Genomic DNA, 15054 nt, shown 5'->3' on the forward strand with positions numbered 1-15054 from the left:
AATCGCTTTTGCCCGCCCTGATGCCTCAAGAGAAAATTATTCCAACTGCTGGTCGACGCACATGTTTCCGAGCTACGCCTGCGACAATGCCCGCAAATGTCAGGCTGACCGCCCGCAGCCCTTGAAATCGCCGGAGTTACAAGGGTTGGCGATGCCCCACTTGTGCCGAGACGCGGTACCGAACCGAAAAGCCGCCCGGATGCGTTTTTCCTAATTTCTACTAAGTTAGTAGAATTAAGCGTGACGGCGCTCAATCCTCGATTTGCCACTTGTCCGGAACATCCATCAACCGTCGACGTTCCGCAAAAGGGGCTGACAGCAGAAGGAGCACGACATGACCCACCTCAAACTGAAGCACGGCATCTGGGTGCTGGTAGCGGATGGCGAAAAGGCGCTGTTCCTGAAGAACCGGGGCGACACCAAATACCCCAACCTCGAGGTCGTGCGCGAGATGGAGCAGGACAACCCGCCGACGCGCGAACAGGGCAGCGATCGTCCCGGCCGCTCCAGCGACGGGCCCTCGATCCACCGCAGCGCAGTCGACGACACCGACTGGCACCGTATCGCCAAGGAGCGCTTCGCCGACGAGATCGCTGCCCGGCTGTACACATTTGCCCATGCCGGCGATTTCCGCGAGATCATCTTGGTGGCACCGCCGCTGGTGCTCGGCGAGTTGCGCAAGAAGCTGCACAAGGAGGTCGACGTGCGCGTTGCGGCGGAGATCGCCAAGACGCTGACCAATCACAGCGTCAGCGACATCGAGACCATCCTGATGGCGGCCTGATCCCCGCTGTCGTTCAGAACTCCAGTCCTTGCGTGCCGGCAGCGATTGCCGGCACTTTTCTTGATATCGGCCAAGTTTCTTGGCCGCTTAGGGTTGCGCATGCGCGCCTGCGTCCACCATATTGGAAATGCAGCGGATTTCGCCGCTGCATCCCAAAACAATGCTCATTTTCGAAAGGTGCCGCCGGGACAATGCCGCATGACACGCCCCTCATCGCAACCATCGTCGCCGGTCTGGGGCTGGCATTCATCTTCGGCGCGCTCGCCAATCGCTTCAAGGTTCCGCCGCTCGTCGGCTATCTGATCGCCGGCGTGCTGGTCGGGCCGAACACGCCCGGCTTCGTCGCCGACCAGGAGCTGGCGCTTGAGCTCGCCGAGATCGGCGTCATCCTGCTGATGTTCGGCGTTGGCCTGCATTTCTCGCTCAAGGACCTGCTCTCCGTCCGCGCCATTGCGGTGCCCGGCGCAATCGTCCAGATTGCCTTTGCCACGGCGCTTGGCGCAGGCCTTGCCTGGATGCTCGGCTGGTCGCTTGGCGCCGGCCTCGTCTTCGGCCTGGCGCTTTCGGTCGCCTCTACCGTCGTGCTTTTGCGCGCGCTGCAGGAGCGGCGGATGATCGAGACCGAACGCGGTCGCATCGCCGTCGGCTGGCTGATCGTCGAAGATCTCGCGATGGTGCTGGCGCTGGTGCTGCTGCCCGCGCTTGCCGGCGTACTCGGCGGCGAAGCTCAGACGACCGAGACTCCCAACATCCTTGCCCTGCGCTTCGATTTCGGCGTCTGGGGCGTCATCGGCCTGACGTTGGCCAAGGTCGCGGCCTTCGTCGTGGTCATGATGGTCGTCGGCCGCCGGGTCATCCCGTGGGTTCTGCACTACGTCGCCCACACCGGCTCGCGCGAACTGTTCCGCCTGTCGGTGCTGGCGATCGCGCTCGGCGTCGCCTTCGGTGCCGCCAAGCTGTTCGGCGTCTCGCTGGCGCTGGGCGCCTTCTTCGCCGGCATGATCATGAGCGAATCCGAGCTCAGCCATCAGGCGGCGGAGGAAACGCTGCCGCTGCGCGACGCGTTTTCGGTACTGTTCTTCGTTTCGGTCGGCATGCTGTTCGACCCGACCAGCCTGCTCAGCAACACCTGGCCGATCCTTGCCACGCTGTTCATCATCATCATCGGCAAGTCGGTCGCCGCCTTCCTGATCGTGATTGCCTTCGGCTATCCGGTGGCGACAGCGCTGATCATCTCGGCCAGCCTCGCGCAGATCGGCGAGTTCTCGTTCATTTTGGCCGAGCTCGGCGTGGGGTTAGGCCTATTGCCCGAAAAAGGCCGTGACCTGATCCTTGCGGGCGCCATCCTGTCGATCGTACTCAACCCGGTGGTCTTTGCCGGCGTCGCGCGGTTGAAGCCGTGGCTGGAAAAGCGCTCGGGCAAGGTGCCGGAAACAGTCGAAGCCGTGCCGATCGGCCCGGCCACCGAGCCCGGCGAAGTCGCCACCACCACGCCAGTGGCATCGGCCAAGGTCGACGACGACACGCCGCCGCCGACAAAACTCACCGACCACACCATCCTGATCGGCTACGGCCGCGTCGGCTCGCTGGTCGGCCAGTCGCTCAAGGACGCCGGCCTGCCCTTCCTGGTCATCGAGGACTCGGACAAGACCATCGCCAAGCTGATGGCAGACGGCGTCGAGACTGTCGCCGGCAACGCGGTCAAGGGCGAGGTGTTCGGCGCGGCCAATGCCGCCGGCGCCAGGCGTCTGATCCTAGCCATCCCCAATGCCTTCGAGGCCGGCCAGATCGTGCTTAAGGCCAAGGCCGCCAACCCCGGCATGCTGATCATCGCTCGTGCCCATTCCGACGCCGAGGTCGAGCACCTGACCGGGCTCGGCGCCGACAAGGTGATCATGGGCGAGCGCGAGATCGCCCGCGGCATCGTCGAACAGGTACTGGAAGGTTCGGGCAAACCGCCGGCCAACGATCCAGAACCCGACGCCCCGCCGGCGGCGGCCTGAGCCGGCCGAAGCAAAGCCCTCCAAAGCAAAAAAGGCCGCAATCAGCGCGGCCTTTTTCATTGGCGCGCGGGCAAAGCCCGCAGCCTTCCTCAGAGGAAGGGGAACGGCATGACGAAGTTGGGCTGATAGGTGTCCATCGTCGCGCCATTGCGATCTTCGTCGATCAGCGTGCTGCTGCCGAAGCTGGCGCGCAGGCCGACCATCACCTTGTGCGAATCGAAGCTTGCCTCGCCGAAACCTTGCGAGATCGAGATGTTCTCGTACTGGTAGCGGCCGAACACCGACCAGGGCGTGCCGTCAAAGCGGTAGGTCGCCTGCAATGCTGCGGCGATGGTGTCGAAATCGGCCTCCAGGCCACCCTGGCTCAGGTTGGCGCGATGGAAGCCGAGCTCGCCGTCGAAACGCAGATTGTCCTGGGCGAAATAGCGCACGACGCCGCGAATGCCCATGAGATCGACGTCAAAAGGCAGGAAGTCGGATTCGAGGGCACCGTAATAGGCCTGCGCATAAAGCGTCACGTTGCCGAAATAGGCCTGGGCCTCGGGGCCCACCTTCCAGCTCCAGAGGTCCTCATCCGAGCCGCCTGAAAATCCGTAGGTGCTGGCCTGGACGAAGCCGCCGAAAGCGTAGGAAGCCGGGTCGCGCCAGAAGATGTGCGCCGCACCACCAACGCCGTGCAGGCTGTTGCCGTCCTGGCCGACGGCATCGACGGTGAAGTCGCCCTGGGCGTTCCAGCGCTCGGCAAACGGCACGTTGATGCGCGCCGCGCCACCGGCTGCCCACAGGGTCTCGTCGGAGAATTCGCTGATCCACAGCCCGCCGCCATAGATCTGGCCGTAGCCGGAGACCTGGCGGACGGTTTCCTCGACCGGTTGCGTCGGGTCGGCGGCGAAAGCCGGCGTCGCGAGCACGACGAGCCCAGCGGCAGCGAGCAGTTTCTTCATGGATAGCCCCTCGTCAAAAAATGCGATGCAACATTTCATATCGCTAATTTACGCAAGGGAAAGATAACAGAACCCGACCAAGCACAACCCTGGCTGGTTTTCCGGCAACAGTGATACATTGCAGCAACAGGCGGTCACACCGGCGCGCCCTTGCCCGCTCCAAGCTGCCCCCTTGCGGACATCCGGGGCAGACATCTTGGCGACGCCAAGCGCGCAGAGATGACGACTCAGCGCGAAAAAGACTGAAGCGAACCGGTCAGCAGGAACGGTGCCCCGACGATGCGGACCTTGCGCGTCGTCGCCGGCGCTTCGGGTACGAAAATCGGTGACGGTACCGTCGAGAAACAGTTCGGACTTGGCTTGCGGCAGCGGGATCACCGCCGCCTCCATATTCTTTGGGATGACCGTCCGCGCCCGCATCTCGTCGGCGCGGCGATAATAGCGTGGCAGGTCGCAGCCGTGGAAATCGGCCATTTCGCGATAAGCGAAAGCAGGTGGCAGGTCCCTGTAGGACTGGCGCGTCCTCACCGAAACCATCTCCTCGGTTTCACGCCCGATGTCGTCAAGCTCATAGACGTCCATTGCCTTGTCGTTGCAGATGTAGCGGCAACGATCGAGCGTGTTGTCGTATTAGCCGGCATTGACGAACTTGGCGTTAGGCGCCGGGAGAATAGTACCCGTCCTTGAGCCGCACGCAGTAGAGCATCGCCAGCCCGGCATATGACAGGGGCCTGTCCGACTTGCCCGGTCTGCGCGCACCATCTGGCTGCAGCCCAATGCCGACATACGCGCCCTGATCGCAGCGCCGTTGCCTCGGCGCGGTGCGGCCTGGATTTCGCGCTCGACGGCGACAGCTCGCAGCGAGCGAGCCGCCCCGTGAGGCTGCGGCGAGTGGTTTCGGCAGTCAAAGTATGTTGAGTGAGATATCGACCCGGAGGAGTTGAGTCCCGTCCTTGCTCCAAGTCGAAGCCGAATTCATGCCATAGGGGATCGATCCAAACAGCCGTCGAAATACCCCGCGTGTCGGAAATTTCGGACCATTCTTGCGGATAGAGTAGGAGCCATGAACATGCTGGGTGCCGTCATAACTGATGTTTGGACGTGCGCTGCTGAACGACTTGGGCACTGTGAAGCCTTGGGCTTCGAACCATTTCGTTGCATGCGAAATGTTTTTGTAGGAAGCAAGAAGCCTGAACATGCAGACCTCGGCCTCACTCACGTTGTTGATGCGGTCCCAATCCATCTGCTCAAGGTAATTTGGGGAGGCCTTATCGGCGTTCCTCGACAGGCAGGATGCCACGTCGGGAAAATCCATCAACGCCACCTTCCGAGCTGCGGACATCTTCCGCAAAGGCACGGGCGGCGTTCCCAAGCCGGGTTCGCTTACGTAGCTTACCCACAGCAGTTTTCCTCCATAGTAGCCGTAGCTCACTGCTTGGGCAGCAAGATAGGCAACGACTGCGTAAGCGAGATAGGTTCCGGGCTTGAACCCCTGCTGACTCTTTTGTTCACGCCAAGCCGAAATCCAGTCGCCCGCCGACTTACCGACCGACAGCCAGTAAAAGTAGCCTGCGGCCGGCGCCGAAACCGCCGCAGCCAGCAAGTTTGCTCGCCCCAGGAACAGCCCTCCGGCTATCCAGACGAGAAAGTAGGGCCACTGCTTTTGCACACCGCGCAGTTCCATGATGGTGAGCATGAAAAGCAATGGCGCAGCACCAAAGAAGACGTACGCTGGCGCACGAAATACAACGCCCCACCACAGCGCGTGTAATGGGAAGCCATTTGCGACAGGCAGTGCGTTTACGAACTCAAACAATGCGGCAAAGATCACGATCCCCATGACGGCGCAAAATGCCATACGGAGAATTCGGAGCAATATCGTCATAACATCCCCATGAAATATTCGATGTTCTGAAAACTCATAGCATCAAATGAATACTTCACCGATCGTCAACAACAACCGTCGGGGATATTTCCGGAAAGCATCATGACCGATAGACGTCCGCGCACGTCTGTTGCGAACGTCACAGACATACGCAGATCATCAGGGATTTGGAGTGCCTAGTTCCCCAGAAGCACGTCCAGGATCGACGTTTCGCGGCGCTGGGTCGGACCGCCGACTTCGCCGGGAGGAACCGGGCGGCCGCCGCCGACATCTGCGGGCGGCACGGGTCGGCCGATCGAGGCGGTGGGTTGGTCCTGCCGGACGTTGACGGCGCCGACCTGCTGCTTTGCCGGCTTCGGCGCTGGCGGGAAGGTGTTTTCATCCATTTGCTGGGCCGGCTGGTCGTCAACGGCGACGTCAGGTGCCCCGCTGCCCGGTGTCCACGAGCCCGGAAGCGCCGCCACCGGCACGCCTTCGTGGGCTGCAACCATGAATTCGTGCCAGGCCAGCGCCGGCAGTGCGCCGCCGGTGACCTTCTTCATCGGTTTGCCGTCGTCATTGCCGAACCACACGCCGGTGGTCAGGTTGGCGGTGAAACCAACGAACCAGGCATCGCGCGAGTTCTGGCTTGTGCCTGTCTTGCCGGCTGCCGGCCAGGCAAAGGCAGCCTTCTTGGCCGTACCCTCCTCGACCGCGCCGGTCATCATCGCGTTCATCATGCCGACGACCTCGGGACTGATCACCCGCGGCCCGCCTCCAGCCGTGTTCTCGTAGAGCACCTTGCCGTCGGTGGTGGTGACACGGCGGATGATGTGGACTTCGGGCCGGTAGCCGCCATTGGCGAAAGGCACGTAGGCAGCGGTCAGCTCGAGCGGGGTTACCTCGGATGTGCCGAGCGAGATCGATACGTTGGGCTGCAACTCGGATTCGATGCCCATGCGATGGGCTGCCTCGACGACAGCGTTGGGCCCGACTTCCATGGCGAGCTGTGCCGCCACCGAATTCAGCGACTTCGCCAGGGCCGTCTTCAGCGTCACCCGGCCATAATATTTGCCGTTGTAGTTTTCCGGCGTCCACTTGCCGATCTTGATCGGCGCGTCGTTGCGCATACTGTCGGGGGTGCGGCCCTGCTCAAGTGCCGCCATGTAGACGAAGGGCTTGAACGCCGAGCCCGGCTGGCGCCGCGCTTCGGAAGCGCGGTCGAACTGGCTGGTGGCATAGTCGTAGCCGCCGACCATGGCGCGCACGGCGCCGGTATTGTCGATCGACACCAGCGCGCCCTGGCTGACATTCAGCTTCTGGCCGTTCTCGTCGACGAGCCGCCGGATCGATTTTTCGGCAATCTCCTGCAGCGTCATGTCGACTGTCGTGTCGACGACGATGTCCGACTGCACTTCGCCGATGAGCTCGGGCAACTCCTGCATGACGCGGTCGGCGACGTAGTTTTCCGAACCGGTCCAGAACGAGGCGACACGGGTCGCCGGCGCATTCATTGCGTTGGCCAGTTCCTTGTCGCCGATCATGCCCTGGTCGCGCATGGCGGCAAGGACCAGTTGGGCGCGGTCGCCCGCGGCCTTGGGATCGCGTGCCGGCGACAGCCGCGACGGCGCCTTGAGCAGGCCGGCCAGAAGTGCCGCCTCGGCCAATGTCACGTCGCGCGAGGACTTGCCGAAATAGCGCCGCGAGGCGGCCTCCACGCCATAAGAACCGGAGCCGAAAAACACCCGGTTGAGATACATCTCAAGGATCTGGTCCTTGGTGTGCTTCTGCTCCAACCACATTGCCAGGAGCACTTCCTGGACCTTGCGCTCCAACGTGCGGTCGGGCTTCAGGAACAGGTTCTTGGCCAGCTGCTGGGTCAGCGTCGAGCCGCCCTGGGTGAAGCGGCCATTGAGGAACCGCGTCGACACGGCCCGCGCCAGGCCAATCGGGTCGAAGCCGAAATGCGAATAGAAGCGCTTGTCCTCGATCGCGATCACGGCTTGCGGGATGTAGGGCGACATCTGGTGCAGGCCGACGGCCTCGCCACCGGTCATGCCGCGATTGGCGACGAGCTGGCCGTCGACGCCGACGATCTTGATGTTGGGCGAGCGGTCGGGAATGGCCCAGGTGGTGGCGCTGGGCATCTTGGCGCCGTAGTAGACGACGATGCCGGCAGCGGCGATGCCGCCCCAGATGGCAAGAACGAAGCACCAGTAGACCAGGCGACCGAAGATGCCGAACAGGCCGCGCTTGGGCTTGCGCGAGCGGCTGCGGCCGCGTTCAGGCGCGCGGCCCTTGGACGACTTGCGCTTGGCGGGCTGCTTGCGGCGGCTGGGCACGACGCGGTCCTCCTCGCGCACCGAAAAGACGTCGTCCTCCGCATCATTGCGCGGTCCATCGAAGCTGGGCTCGATGCGTCTGTCGTTCCGGTTCGCCATACCTGTTTGTCCGGCCCCCATGCCAATGGCGTTCCGGTTGGACAGTAAATGCGGCGATTTAAGGAGGCCTTAAAACGGTTTCTCGTTAAGCATCGGACAATCAATAAGTTAGCTAACGCACGTTACCGCTCGTTACCGCTTCGTTCGCAACAATGGCGTGCTAAGTCGCCCTGGCTCAAAAGCAGGGCGGGGAACGGCGATTCTCTCTGTAGCCTATTGAGGTCGGATCTAGGACGGCCATTTCCACAAGAATATTGTTAACCAGATACTTCGAATTTCGAGCGCAAATTGGTTCATGATAGGATGGCGTGGGGAAATGGGGGGACGACGAATATGGGTCAAGCTGCAACAATTCTCAGCAATGACAATAAGGACGGCGACCGCGTTGCGAACTCCATAAGTGACAGGCTTTCGCAGGAATTGGTAATAGCACTCGTCGGCCCTGTCGCATCAGGTGTGTCTACAACTGCGCGGTATCTAAAAGACATTCTAACGCAGAAATTTCAGTACGACGTTCCTGAGATCATCAAACCGAGCACTATCATCAAAGCTGAGGCTCACCGTGTTAAGGTGAAGGTCGACAGTTCACGGAAATTGAGTGATTACATTGGTGAAATGCAGGACGCTGGAAATGACCTTCGGGCAAGGTTCGGCGGTGACTATCTTGCAGAAAAATCTGTTGAGCAGATTGTAAAGCATCGCCGGAAGGTCGGCGGATACCGGGGCGAACTTCTGATGCCTGGTAGGAGGGCCTATATTATTGATTCTTTAAAGAATACTGAAGAATTAGATTTATTGAGAACCATATATGGTGAAACACTTTGTGTGTTTGGCGTCTTTGCTCCCGATGATATCCGAAAGCTTCGGTTGATCAACGATGGAGTTGATGAAGCGGAAGTAAATAAAATAATTAACCGCGACCAGAATGAGGTTGCTACGTTTGGCCAAAAAACTCGAAAGATATTCGTTGAGGCTGATTTCTTCCTTTGCAATGACCAAAAGAAAGAAGAACTACAATCTCGAGTTGATCGGCTACTGGATATCATCTTCAACACCAGCATCAGAACTCCCACCCGAGCAGAATCGGCAATGTACGAGGCGACATCTGCCGCATCAAATTCCGGCTGCATGTCTCGACAGGTAGGCGCGGCCATCGTTTCAAACAGCGGGGAGCTAATTTCAGTTGGATGGAACGACGTCCCAAAATATGGGGGCAGCCTATACAGCGAAGACGACCAGTCGACTTGGAGTTCGGACAACAAGAGAATGGAAGATAACGACCACCGCTGCTTCAAATGGGCTCAAAGAATTTGCCACAATGAAACACGAAGAACGTCAATAGTCGACGGAATTATTGATCGCATCATGTCGTCTGGTTTCATACGTAAAGATGCAAAGCGCACCGACGTGGCAAAGCTGCTTTCTGGAACGGCTGTTGACGACTTAATTGAATTTTCTCGTTCAATCCACGCAGAGATGGATGCAATTCTCGCGGTAGCCAGAGAAGGCAAGCACTCTCTTGTCGGATCAACTCTTTATACGAACACATACCCTTGCCATAACTGCGCCCGCCACATTGTCGCTGCAGGTATACGAAGCGTGGTTTACATACAACCATATCGGAAAAGTCTTGCCACAGCCCTGCATGCGGACTCAGTGTCAGAAAACCCAAATGACAAAACAAAGGTCGTTTTCAGACAATTCGATGGCGTTGCTCCCCGCAATTACCTCCGCCTTTTCCAACAAAAAAATGATCGAAAACGTGATGGAAAGGTCATTTCAGTGGACCACAAGTCAGCGATTCCTGTGTTCAGGATGGCACTTGATTCCCCAGCCGAATACGAGTCTAAGGTAATCGCCGATCTGACAGATAAGGAGCAGACGCTCGTCGGATAGAGGAGTAGCGCCATGTCCAAACGTGATAGCGGTCAGAACCAAGATCAACTCGCCTTCGACCAGATTTGGAATGAGAGCAGGTGCGAGTCGATTAACAATAGCGGGGTTGTACCTAACAACATCGTTGTTTTCACGGATTCTCTCACGATTGCCGTGAGAAAAGCGGCGGTTGATCGGGTGGCTCGGTCGGGAATTTTTGCAGTTCCCGTTAGCAAGCGGACTTGACCCTTCAAGAGACGCGGCAGTAATCGCACGCCGCGTTTAGATGTGTAGGCAGTCTTACCCAAACAGTGAGACGCTTGTTCATCTTGACTAAGCTCCTTACTTGCTCGTGTTTGTGTCCCTTCGTTTCAAACGGGCCTCCGCAAACCTATCTGCCGCCGCCAGAACAGCGCGGTCATAAACCGTCCGAAAATCTCGCTTGAGCCGACTGACGTGCCGGCTGTTCGCGAGGTGGTTGCGGAAACCGTCCGCCGTGAACTTGAAGCACGCGAACAGCATTCCACCAACAGCGAGCCGGCCTATCAATCTCGCGTCGCCCAAGGTTCGCTTGCCTCGATCCTTGGGGCGATGGCCCTGATCGCCGAGCTGTGGACGAACGGCATACCCGACGCGCCCACGCTCTACGTTGCCCCGGTTACGATCCTCGTCGGCGCGGCATGGGCGCTCTATGGGCGCTTCGCCGCCAAGAAGCCGTTCGGCGCATAGAGCTAGGGTAGTTGGGGGTGAGCGAAAGAAGCACTGACCTGTTGCTCGGCCGCATGGAGGGACAGCTTGAGGCTATCCTTGACCGCATGGACCGAGCCGACGAAAGTCGCGCGGGCGTACACCGTCGGCTCGACGAGTTCGTCCACCGTCTAACGCGCGTTGAGGCCGACCTCATCGCGGTCAAGCATAGCCAGGCAAATATGCAGGCCGTGACCGATGATGTCGTCAACCTGCGCATACAAGCGCAAGGCGCGGGGACTGCCGGCCGATGGTTGCTCAAGGCTGGCATAGGGATTGTGGGCGGCGCAGGTTGGTTGCTTGGCCTCTACACCTGGCTAACCGGCCGCCCGCCGCCGTAGCGCCCGGCGATAATCCTCGCCCCGCTGCCGAAAGGTGGCGGGGCTTCATTCCATGTCGGGGACTGTTCCAGCCAGAAATAGCGTAGTCGGCTCGCCATATTCTCCGATTGCCGGATTGGCATCGCGGCTCCATGCGATGACGCCGGCATGCTTGCTCGCGAGCGCCTGCGCCGTTCGCTTCGCCCGCTCCTCGCTTTGCTGTTCTGCAGGCCCGAACGTGGCCTGCAACTCGCCCTCCTCGTCGCGATCGAACGCGGCGACGACGATAAGTTTCGGCATCTTCTGTTGTGGCGTTATGCACTCTGCCATGACGTCAGGTCCCAAGATTTTGATGTCGCATAATAGCGCCACCGCTTGACCGCGCAAGGGATTTGTTCCTATTTCGTTCTCATGGAGATCGAGACGTTAGGGCAGCATGTGCGCACTCGGTGCAAGTCAGCATGTATTGCGCGTTTGGCCCGTATACCAAGGGCATGCAGCGCGGCCGCGAGTGCAACTACCGGCTCGCCCTCGATATGCCGACGTTGATCGCAACGCGCGGCCTGAACTTTCCCCTCGCCCGCCTGGCTATCCGTTTGCGCTGCCCACGTTGCGGCTCGGATGAGGTCCGCGTATCGTTTTCGTATCCATCTGCGGCCGGCTCGGGGCGTGCCTCTGGAGGGTTGGCATCGGGGGCGTAGCATTGGGTAAGAAAGAAACAATCAGCGTTTCGATCCACGACCTGCGGGCAAGGCTGGCTCGGTTGCGAAGATCAGACTTAGCCTCGTTGACCGTGGGGCAAGTCCAACAGCGCATTTCGCTGATTTTAGATCAAATTCCGCTGCGTTCCTATAGGTGGGAACTGACAGGACTCTACAGGGCGCGGCTCCGCTTGCCTGGCCAAAGCTTCAATCATGCGAGAGAGCTGTGGTATCCGCCGGCTTCAGTGGCAAGAATGGGGCGCCTGAATGAGGAAGGCAAACCGGCCTTCTACGCGGCGAACACCCCTCACACTGCAATGTTTGAAATGCGCCCCGAAGTCGGGCAGTTGCATACCGTCTTGTTGGCCCGGACGCTTGACAGCATCCCCGTCTCGATGCGGGGGCCTTTCCTCGGTGTCACGCAATCTCTTTCGACTGACACCGATGCGCTGCGGCGCCGAATAGCGGGCGCGGACGCTGCCTTGCGGGACAAGCTAGGTCCTGGCGACTACAAGAAATACGAACTCGTGGATCGCTGGTTAACCGATGCGATTACCCAACTCGTCCCGCCCGAACGGAGCGAGATGTATAAGCCAACGGTCGCGCTAGCGAACTTACTGTTTCGCGCTCCGCTGGACGCCATAAGCTATCCAAGCGTCGCGACGGCGCACAACGGAACCAACGTTTGCATACCGCCATCGCTTGCGGATCGCCTTTTTGTCCCCGCAGAGGCGTGGGAGTTCGTGATTGATCACGTCATACATCACCCCGAAACAAGCAAAGCACTGTACCGGGTGAAGGCGATAAGGAAATCGACCTCGATCGCTGCAGATGGTTCGATAAGTTGGGGTCCGCCTGGAGTTGGAGTCGGCGCGGCCGAAATGGAGGTGTTCGCCCGTGACAAGTTGAAAAGCTTGAGCGAGTGGAAGGGCGAATAGCGAGGGTGGCGACGTGCCCGACGCGCAAGAATTCGGGCAACATTTCGGGCAACAATCCAAAGCCAACTTCGTTGAATTTGCTATACTTTTTTAGGCAGCCTCGCGACCGAAACGCCTCTTCTGGGCACCAACTTATGTGTGGAAACGGGTAACGCCTCCGAACAAAATCAATCACTTAGTGATAAGGAGGCCTTAAACAACCGGAGCTGCCGCCCTGTGGGCAAGGCGCAACGGCCGCGCTGTGGATAGGGGTGACCGAAACAGCAAAACCGCCGTCCTTGCGGGCGGCGGTTTGGCGGTCGGTCCATGTCACTGCGGGATCGGGTCAGGACGCGGATCGTTCGGCTTGTCGGGGCGGTCGCTGCCCTTGTAGCAGGGGCTCGAGGGATCGTTCTTATCGCAGCAATTGCTGCTCTGCAGATAACGCGGATCCTTCGGCTTCCATTCGCAGCGGCGGATCTCTGTCGACTGGCACGCGGTCACCGCCGAAGCGGCGACGACGGCCAGAATGATGTTGCGGAATACACTCATGGTTCTCTCCTTTGAAATGAATTTTCCCACCTCACGAGACTGGGTCGCAGCCAAGGGCGAAATGGTTCAAAAGAGATTTGAGATTTTTTACGCTGCCTCTAATCGGTAGCAGGACAGGGCGTCGGCGCCAAGATGATGACCCCCAACGTGGCGTTGGACCTGCATCGGAAGCAGCTTGGAGGTCGGCGGCAGTGGCTGCCGCTTCTATGGTCCGGTCGTCTTGTTGAGGGCAGCCGAGACCCGCTCGCGCAGCATCTCGGCGATGTCTGTGGCCATGTGCAGGCGGACACGGCCGCCGCGGGCATCGACGAGCGTCACGGCGACGCCGTCCAGCGTGTCGTCCTTGGCAGCCTCCACGGCCGCCACCATGAACTCATGTTCCTTGCGATCGGTTTTTTCGGCCATGGCTAAGCTCCCTGGCTGGCAAAACCGATCATACGCCTATTCGTCGTCTTCGTCGCTGCCGCCTGATTTGGCCCAGGAGTGCGGGCTGATGCGTTTCTGGGTGTCGCTGTCGACATAGGCCCACCAGCCGGTGTCGCTGTCGTCCCATTGCCCGCCTGATGCCTTCAGGCGGTCCAGCGACCGGTACTGCGCAACCGATTCATTTTCCTGGCCGTCGCGGTCGGTCCAGTAGACCGTAACCTTGGAGCCATCGGTAGGTGCGGAAGCGATCGGCAGTTTGGCGCTCATCTGGGTCTCTCGGATTGCTGCTGGCGGATTGCTGGCCAACGATAGACGACCGCGCGGCCCGGTAAAGCCACGCGGCGGCAAAAGTCAGCGACGGCTGAGCAGGGCAGCGACAAGGCCGAAGACCGCGACACCGACTAGCGCCGTCGTCATCGGATTGTCCTGGGCGGTTTTCTGCGCCACGCGCGCCTGCTTGCGCATCGCCGGCAAGGCATCGGTGAAGCGGTCGTACAAACCTTCGTAAAGCTCTGAAGCGCTTTCACGGCTGTCGGCAAGGGCTGCGGAGCCGCGCTTGGACATCGCCTTGGTCAGCGAAGCGACCTGCTTGGTCAGCTGGGAAACCTGTTCTTCGAGGTCGGCCTGGATTTCTTCACGGGTGGAAGCCATTCGGATGCGTCCTTTCATCTGGTACGCATCCAAACGGCTCAGGCAGGCTGTTGTTCCCTCGAGGAGCATCACAGGCAATTCGCCAGCCCGGCCGCCTGCAACGACCACCAGGCTGGAGCTTCACCATATCAGGACCTTAGAACTCAGCTATGGGCGAAGATGTCTTCTTCGTCCCAGCCCATCAGGTCGAGCTTGGCGCGGGTGGGCAGGAAGCGGAAGCAGGCCTCGGCTTCCCTGCTGCGGCCATCGCGCTCCAGCCTAGCGGCGAGCACGTCGCGCAGCCGGTGCAGGTAGAGCACATCGGAGGCGGCGTATTCGAGCTGCTCCGGCGATAGCGTCTCTGCCGCCCAGTCCGACGACTGCTGCTGCTTGGACAGCGACACGCCCAAAAGCTCGTTGCAAATGTCCTTCAGGCCGTGGCGGTCGGTATAGGTACGGACCAGGCGCGAGGCGATCTTGGTGCAGAACACCGGCTCCGCCATCACGCCGAAGGCGTTGTAGAGCACGGCGATGTCGAAGCGGCCGAAATGGAACAGCTTGGTCACCTTGCGGTTCTTCAGAAGCGCGGTGAGGTTCGGCGCCTTCTTCTGGCCCGGCGCGATCTGGATGACGTCGGCGGTGCCATCGCCCGGCGAAATCTGGACGACGCAAAGGCGGTCGCGATGCGGGTTCAGCCCCAGCGTCTCGGTGTCGATGGCAACGGCATCGACGTCGTAGTGCTGGAGGTCGGGAAGGTCGTGCTTGTGAAAGCGGATGGTCATGCGTGTCTCCGATCGCGGCTTGGCAACTCAGTTGCCGCGATCGGAGGAAAAATCAATAGAAACCTCGG

At 60.1% G+C, this 15054-nt stretch carries 17 protein-coding genes; 7 read left to right on the top strand and 10 right to left on the bottom strand.

The genetic code is table 11. The features are described 5' to 3' along the window. Positions 1 to 334 precede the first annotated feature (334 nt). Both N7E70_RS01370 and ybaL read left to right on the top strand, forming a co-directional pair. Positions 335 to 784, top strand: a complete 450-nt coding sequence (locus tag N7E70_RS01370) for a baeRF12 domain-containing protein (protein WP_067954909.1) — start codon at positions 335 to 337, stop codon at positions 782 to 784. Between the two features lie 191 nt (positions 785 to 975). Then, entirely contained in the window at positions 976 to 2787 is a 1812-nt protein-coding gene (ybaL, locus tag N7E70_RS01375; RefSeq protein ID WP_154384558.1) for a YbaL family putative K(+) efflux transporter, read from the top strand. Positions 2788 to 2876: 89 nt separating this feature from the next. Here ybaL and N7E70_RS01380 read toward each other — a convergent pair whose 3' ends face one another. The 4 genes from N7E70_RS01380 to N7E70_RS01395 form a co-directional block, all read right to left on the bottom strand. Beyond that, positions 2877 to 3731 carry a hypothetical protein gene (locus N7E70_RS01380; protein ID WP_263005348.1) on the bottom strand — a complete coding sequence of 285 codons (855 nt, stop codon included), beginning with the start codon at positions 3729 to 3731 and terminating at the stop codon, positions 2877 to 2879. Between the two features lie 48 nt (positions 3732 to 3779). Then, complete coding sequence (locus tag N7E70_RS01385) at positions 3780 to 4313, bottom strand: DUF2865 domain-containing protein (protein ID WP_269441437.1); 534 nt, start codon at positions 4311 to 4313, stop codon at positions 3780 to 3782. 322 nt (positions 4314 to 4635) lie between these two features. Continuing rightward, positions 4636 to 5616: a hypothetical protein gene (locus N7E70_RS01390; RefSeq protein ID WP_263005349.1), complete on the bottom strand. Its 981-nt coding sequence runs from the start codon at positions 5614 to 5616 to the stop codon at positions 4636 to 4638. A 176-nt stretch (positions 5617 to 5792) separates the two neighbouring features. Continuing rightward, positions 5793 to 8036, bottom strand: a complete 2244-nt coding sequence (locus tag N7E70_RS01395) for a transglycosylase domain-containing protein (protein ID WP_154384556.1) — start codon at positions 8034 to 8036, stop codon at positions 5793 to 5795. 333 nt (positions 8037 to 8369) lie between these two features. Between N7E70_RS01395 and N7E70_RS01400 the strand changes: the two genes are divergently transcribed. From N7E70_RS01400 to N7E70_RS01415, 4 genes are all read left to right on the top strand, one after another. Next, positions 8370 to 9932 carry an anti-phage dCTP deaminase gene (locus tag N7E70_RS01400; RefSeq protein WP_263005350.1) on the top strand — a complete coding sequence of 521 codons (1563 nt, stop codon included), beginning with the start codon at positions 8370 to 8372 and terminating at the stop codon, positions 9930 to 9932. Positions 9933 to 9944: 12 nt separating this feature from the next. Next, complete coding sequence (locus tag N7E70_RS01405) at positions 9945 to 10157, top strand: hypothetical protein (RefSeq protein ID WP_269441438.1); 213 nt, start codon at positions 9945 to 9947, stop codon at positions 10155 to 10157. A 210-nt stretch (positions 10158 to 10367) separates the two neighbouring features. After that, positions 10368 to 10640 (top strand): hypothetical protein, encoded by a 273-nt coding sequence (locus N7E70_RS01410; protein ID WP_263005351.1) that lies wholly within the window; start codon positions 10368 to 10370, stop codon positions 10638 to 10640. Positions 10641 to 10657: 17 nt separating this feature from the next. After that, entirely contained in the window at positions 10658 to 10999 is a 342-nt protein-coding gene (locus tag N7E70_RS01415) for a DUF1515 domain-containing protein (protein ID WP_263005352.1), read from the top strand. Between the two features lie 45 nt (positions 11000 to 11044). Here N7E70_RS01415 and N7E70_RS01420 read toward each other — a convergent pair whose 3' ends face one another. Continuing rightward, on the bottom strand, positions 11045 to 11308 hold the full coding sequence (locus N7E70_RS01420; protein ID WP_263005456.1) for a hypothetical protein: 264 nt from the start codon (positions 11306 to 11308) through the stop codon (positions 11045 to 11047). A gap of 373 nt (positions 11309 to 11681) precedes the next feature. Between N7E70_RS01420 and N7E70_RS01425 the strand changes: the two genes are divergently transcribed. Next, on the top strand, positions 11682 to 12617 hold the full coding sequence (locus tag N7E70_RS01425) for an RES family NAD+ phosphorylase (protein WP_263005353.1): 936 nt from the start codon (positions 11682 to 11684) through the stop codon (positions 12615 to 12617). A 309-nt stretch (positions 12618 to 12926) separates the two neighbouring features. Here N7E70_RS01425 and N7E70_RS01430 read toward each other — a convergent pair whose 3' ends face one another. From N7E70_RS01430 to N7E70_RS01450, 5 genes are all read right to left on the bottom strand, one after another. Continuing rightward, on the bottom strand, positions 12927 to 13148 hold the full coding sequence (locus N7E70_RS01430; protein ID WP_067954921.1) for a hypothetical protein: 222 nt from the start codon (positions 13146 to 13148) through the stop codon (positions 12927 to 12929). Between the two features lie 204 nt (positions 13149 to 13352). Next, positions 13353 to 13553, bottom strand: coding sequence for a hypothetical protein (locus N7E70_RS01435; protein ID WP_154384555.1), 201 nt, complete (start codon positions 13551 to 13553; stop codon positions 13353 to 13355). A 36-nt stretch (positions 13554 to 13589) separates the two neighbouring features. Continuing rightward, entirely contained in the window at positions 13590 to 13841 is a 252-nt protein-coding gene (locus tag N7E70_RS01440) for a hypothetical protein (RefSeq protein ID WP_067954926.1), read from the bottom strand. An 84-nt stretch (positions 13842 to 13925) separates the two neighbouring features. Then, positions 13926 to 14225, bottom strand: a complete 300-nt coding sequence (locus N7E70_RS01445) for a hypothetical protein (RefSeq protein ID WP_067954928.1) — start codon at positions 14223 to 14225, stop codon at positions 13926 to 13928. 143 nt (positions 14226 to 14368) lie between these two features. Next, positions 14369 to 14986: a ribonuclease D gene (locus N7E70_RS01450; RefSeq protein ID WP_192319133.1), complete on the bottom strand. Its 618-nt coding sequence runs from the start codon at positions 14984 to 14986 to the stop codon at positions 14369 to 14371. Positions 14987 to 15054 lie beyond the last annotated feature (68 nt).

Source organism: Aminobacter sp. NyZ550 (assembly GCF_025628925.2).
Taxonomy (GTDB): domain Bacteria; phylum Pseudomonadota; class Alphaproteobacteria; order Rhizobiales; family Rhizobiaceae; genus Aminobacter; species Aminobacter ciceronei.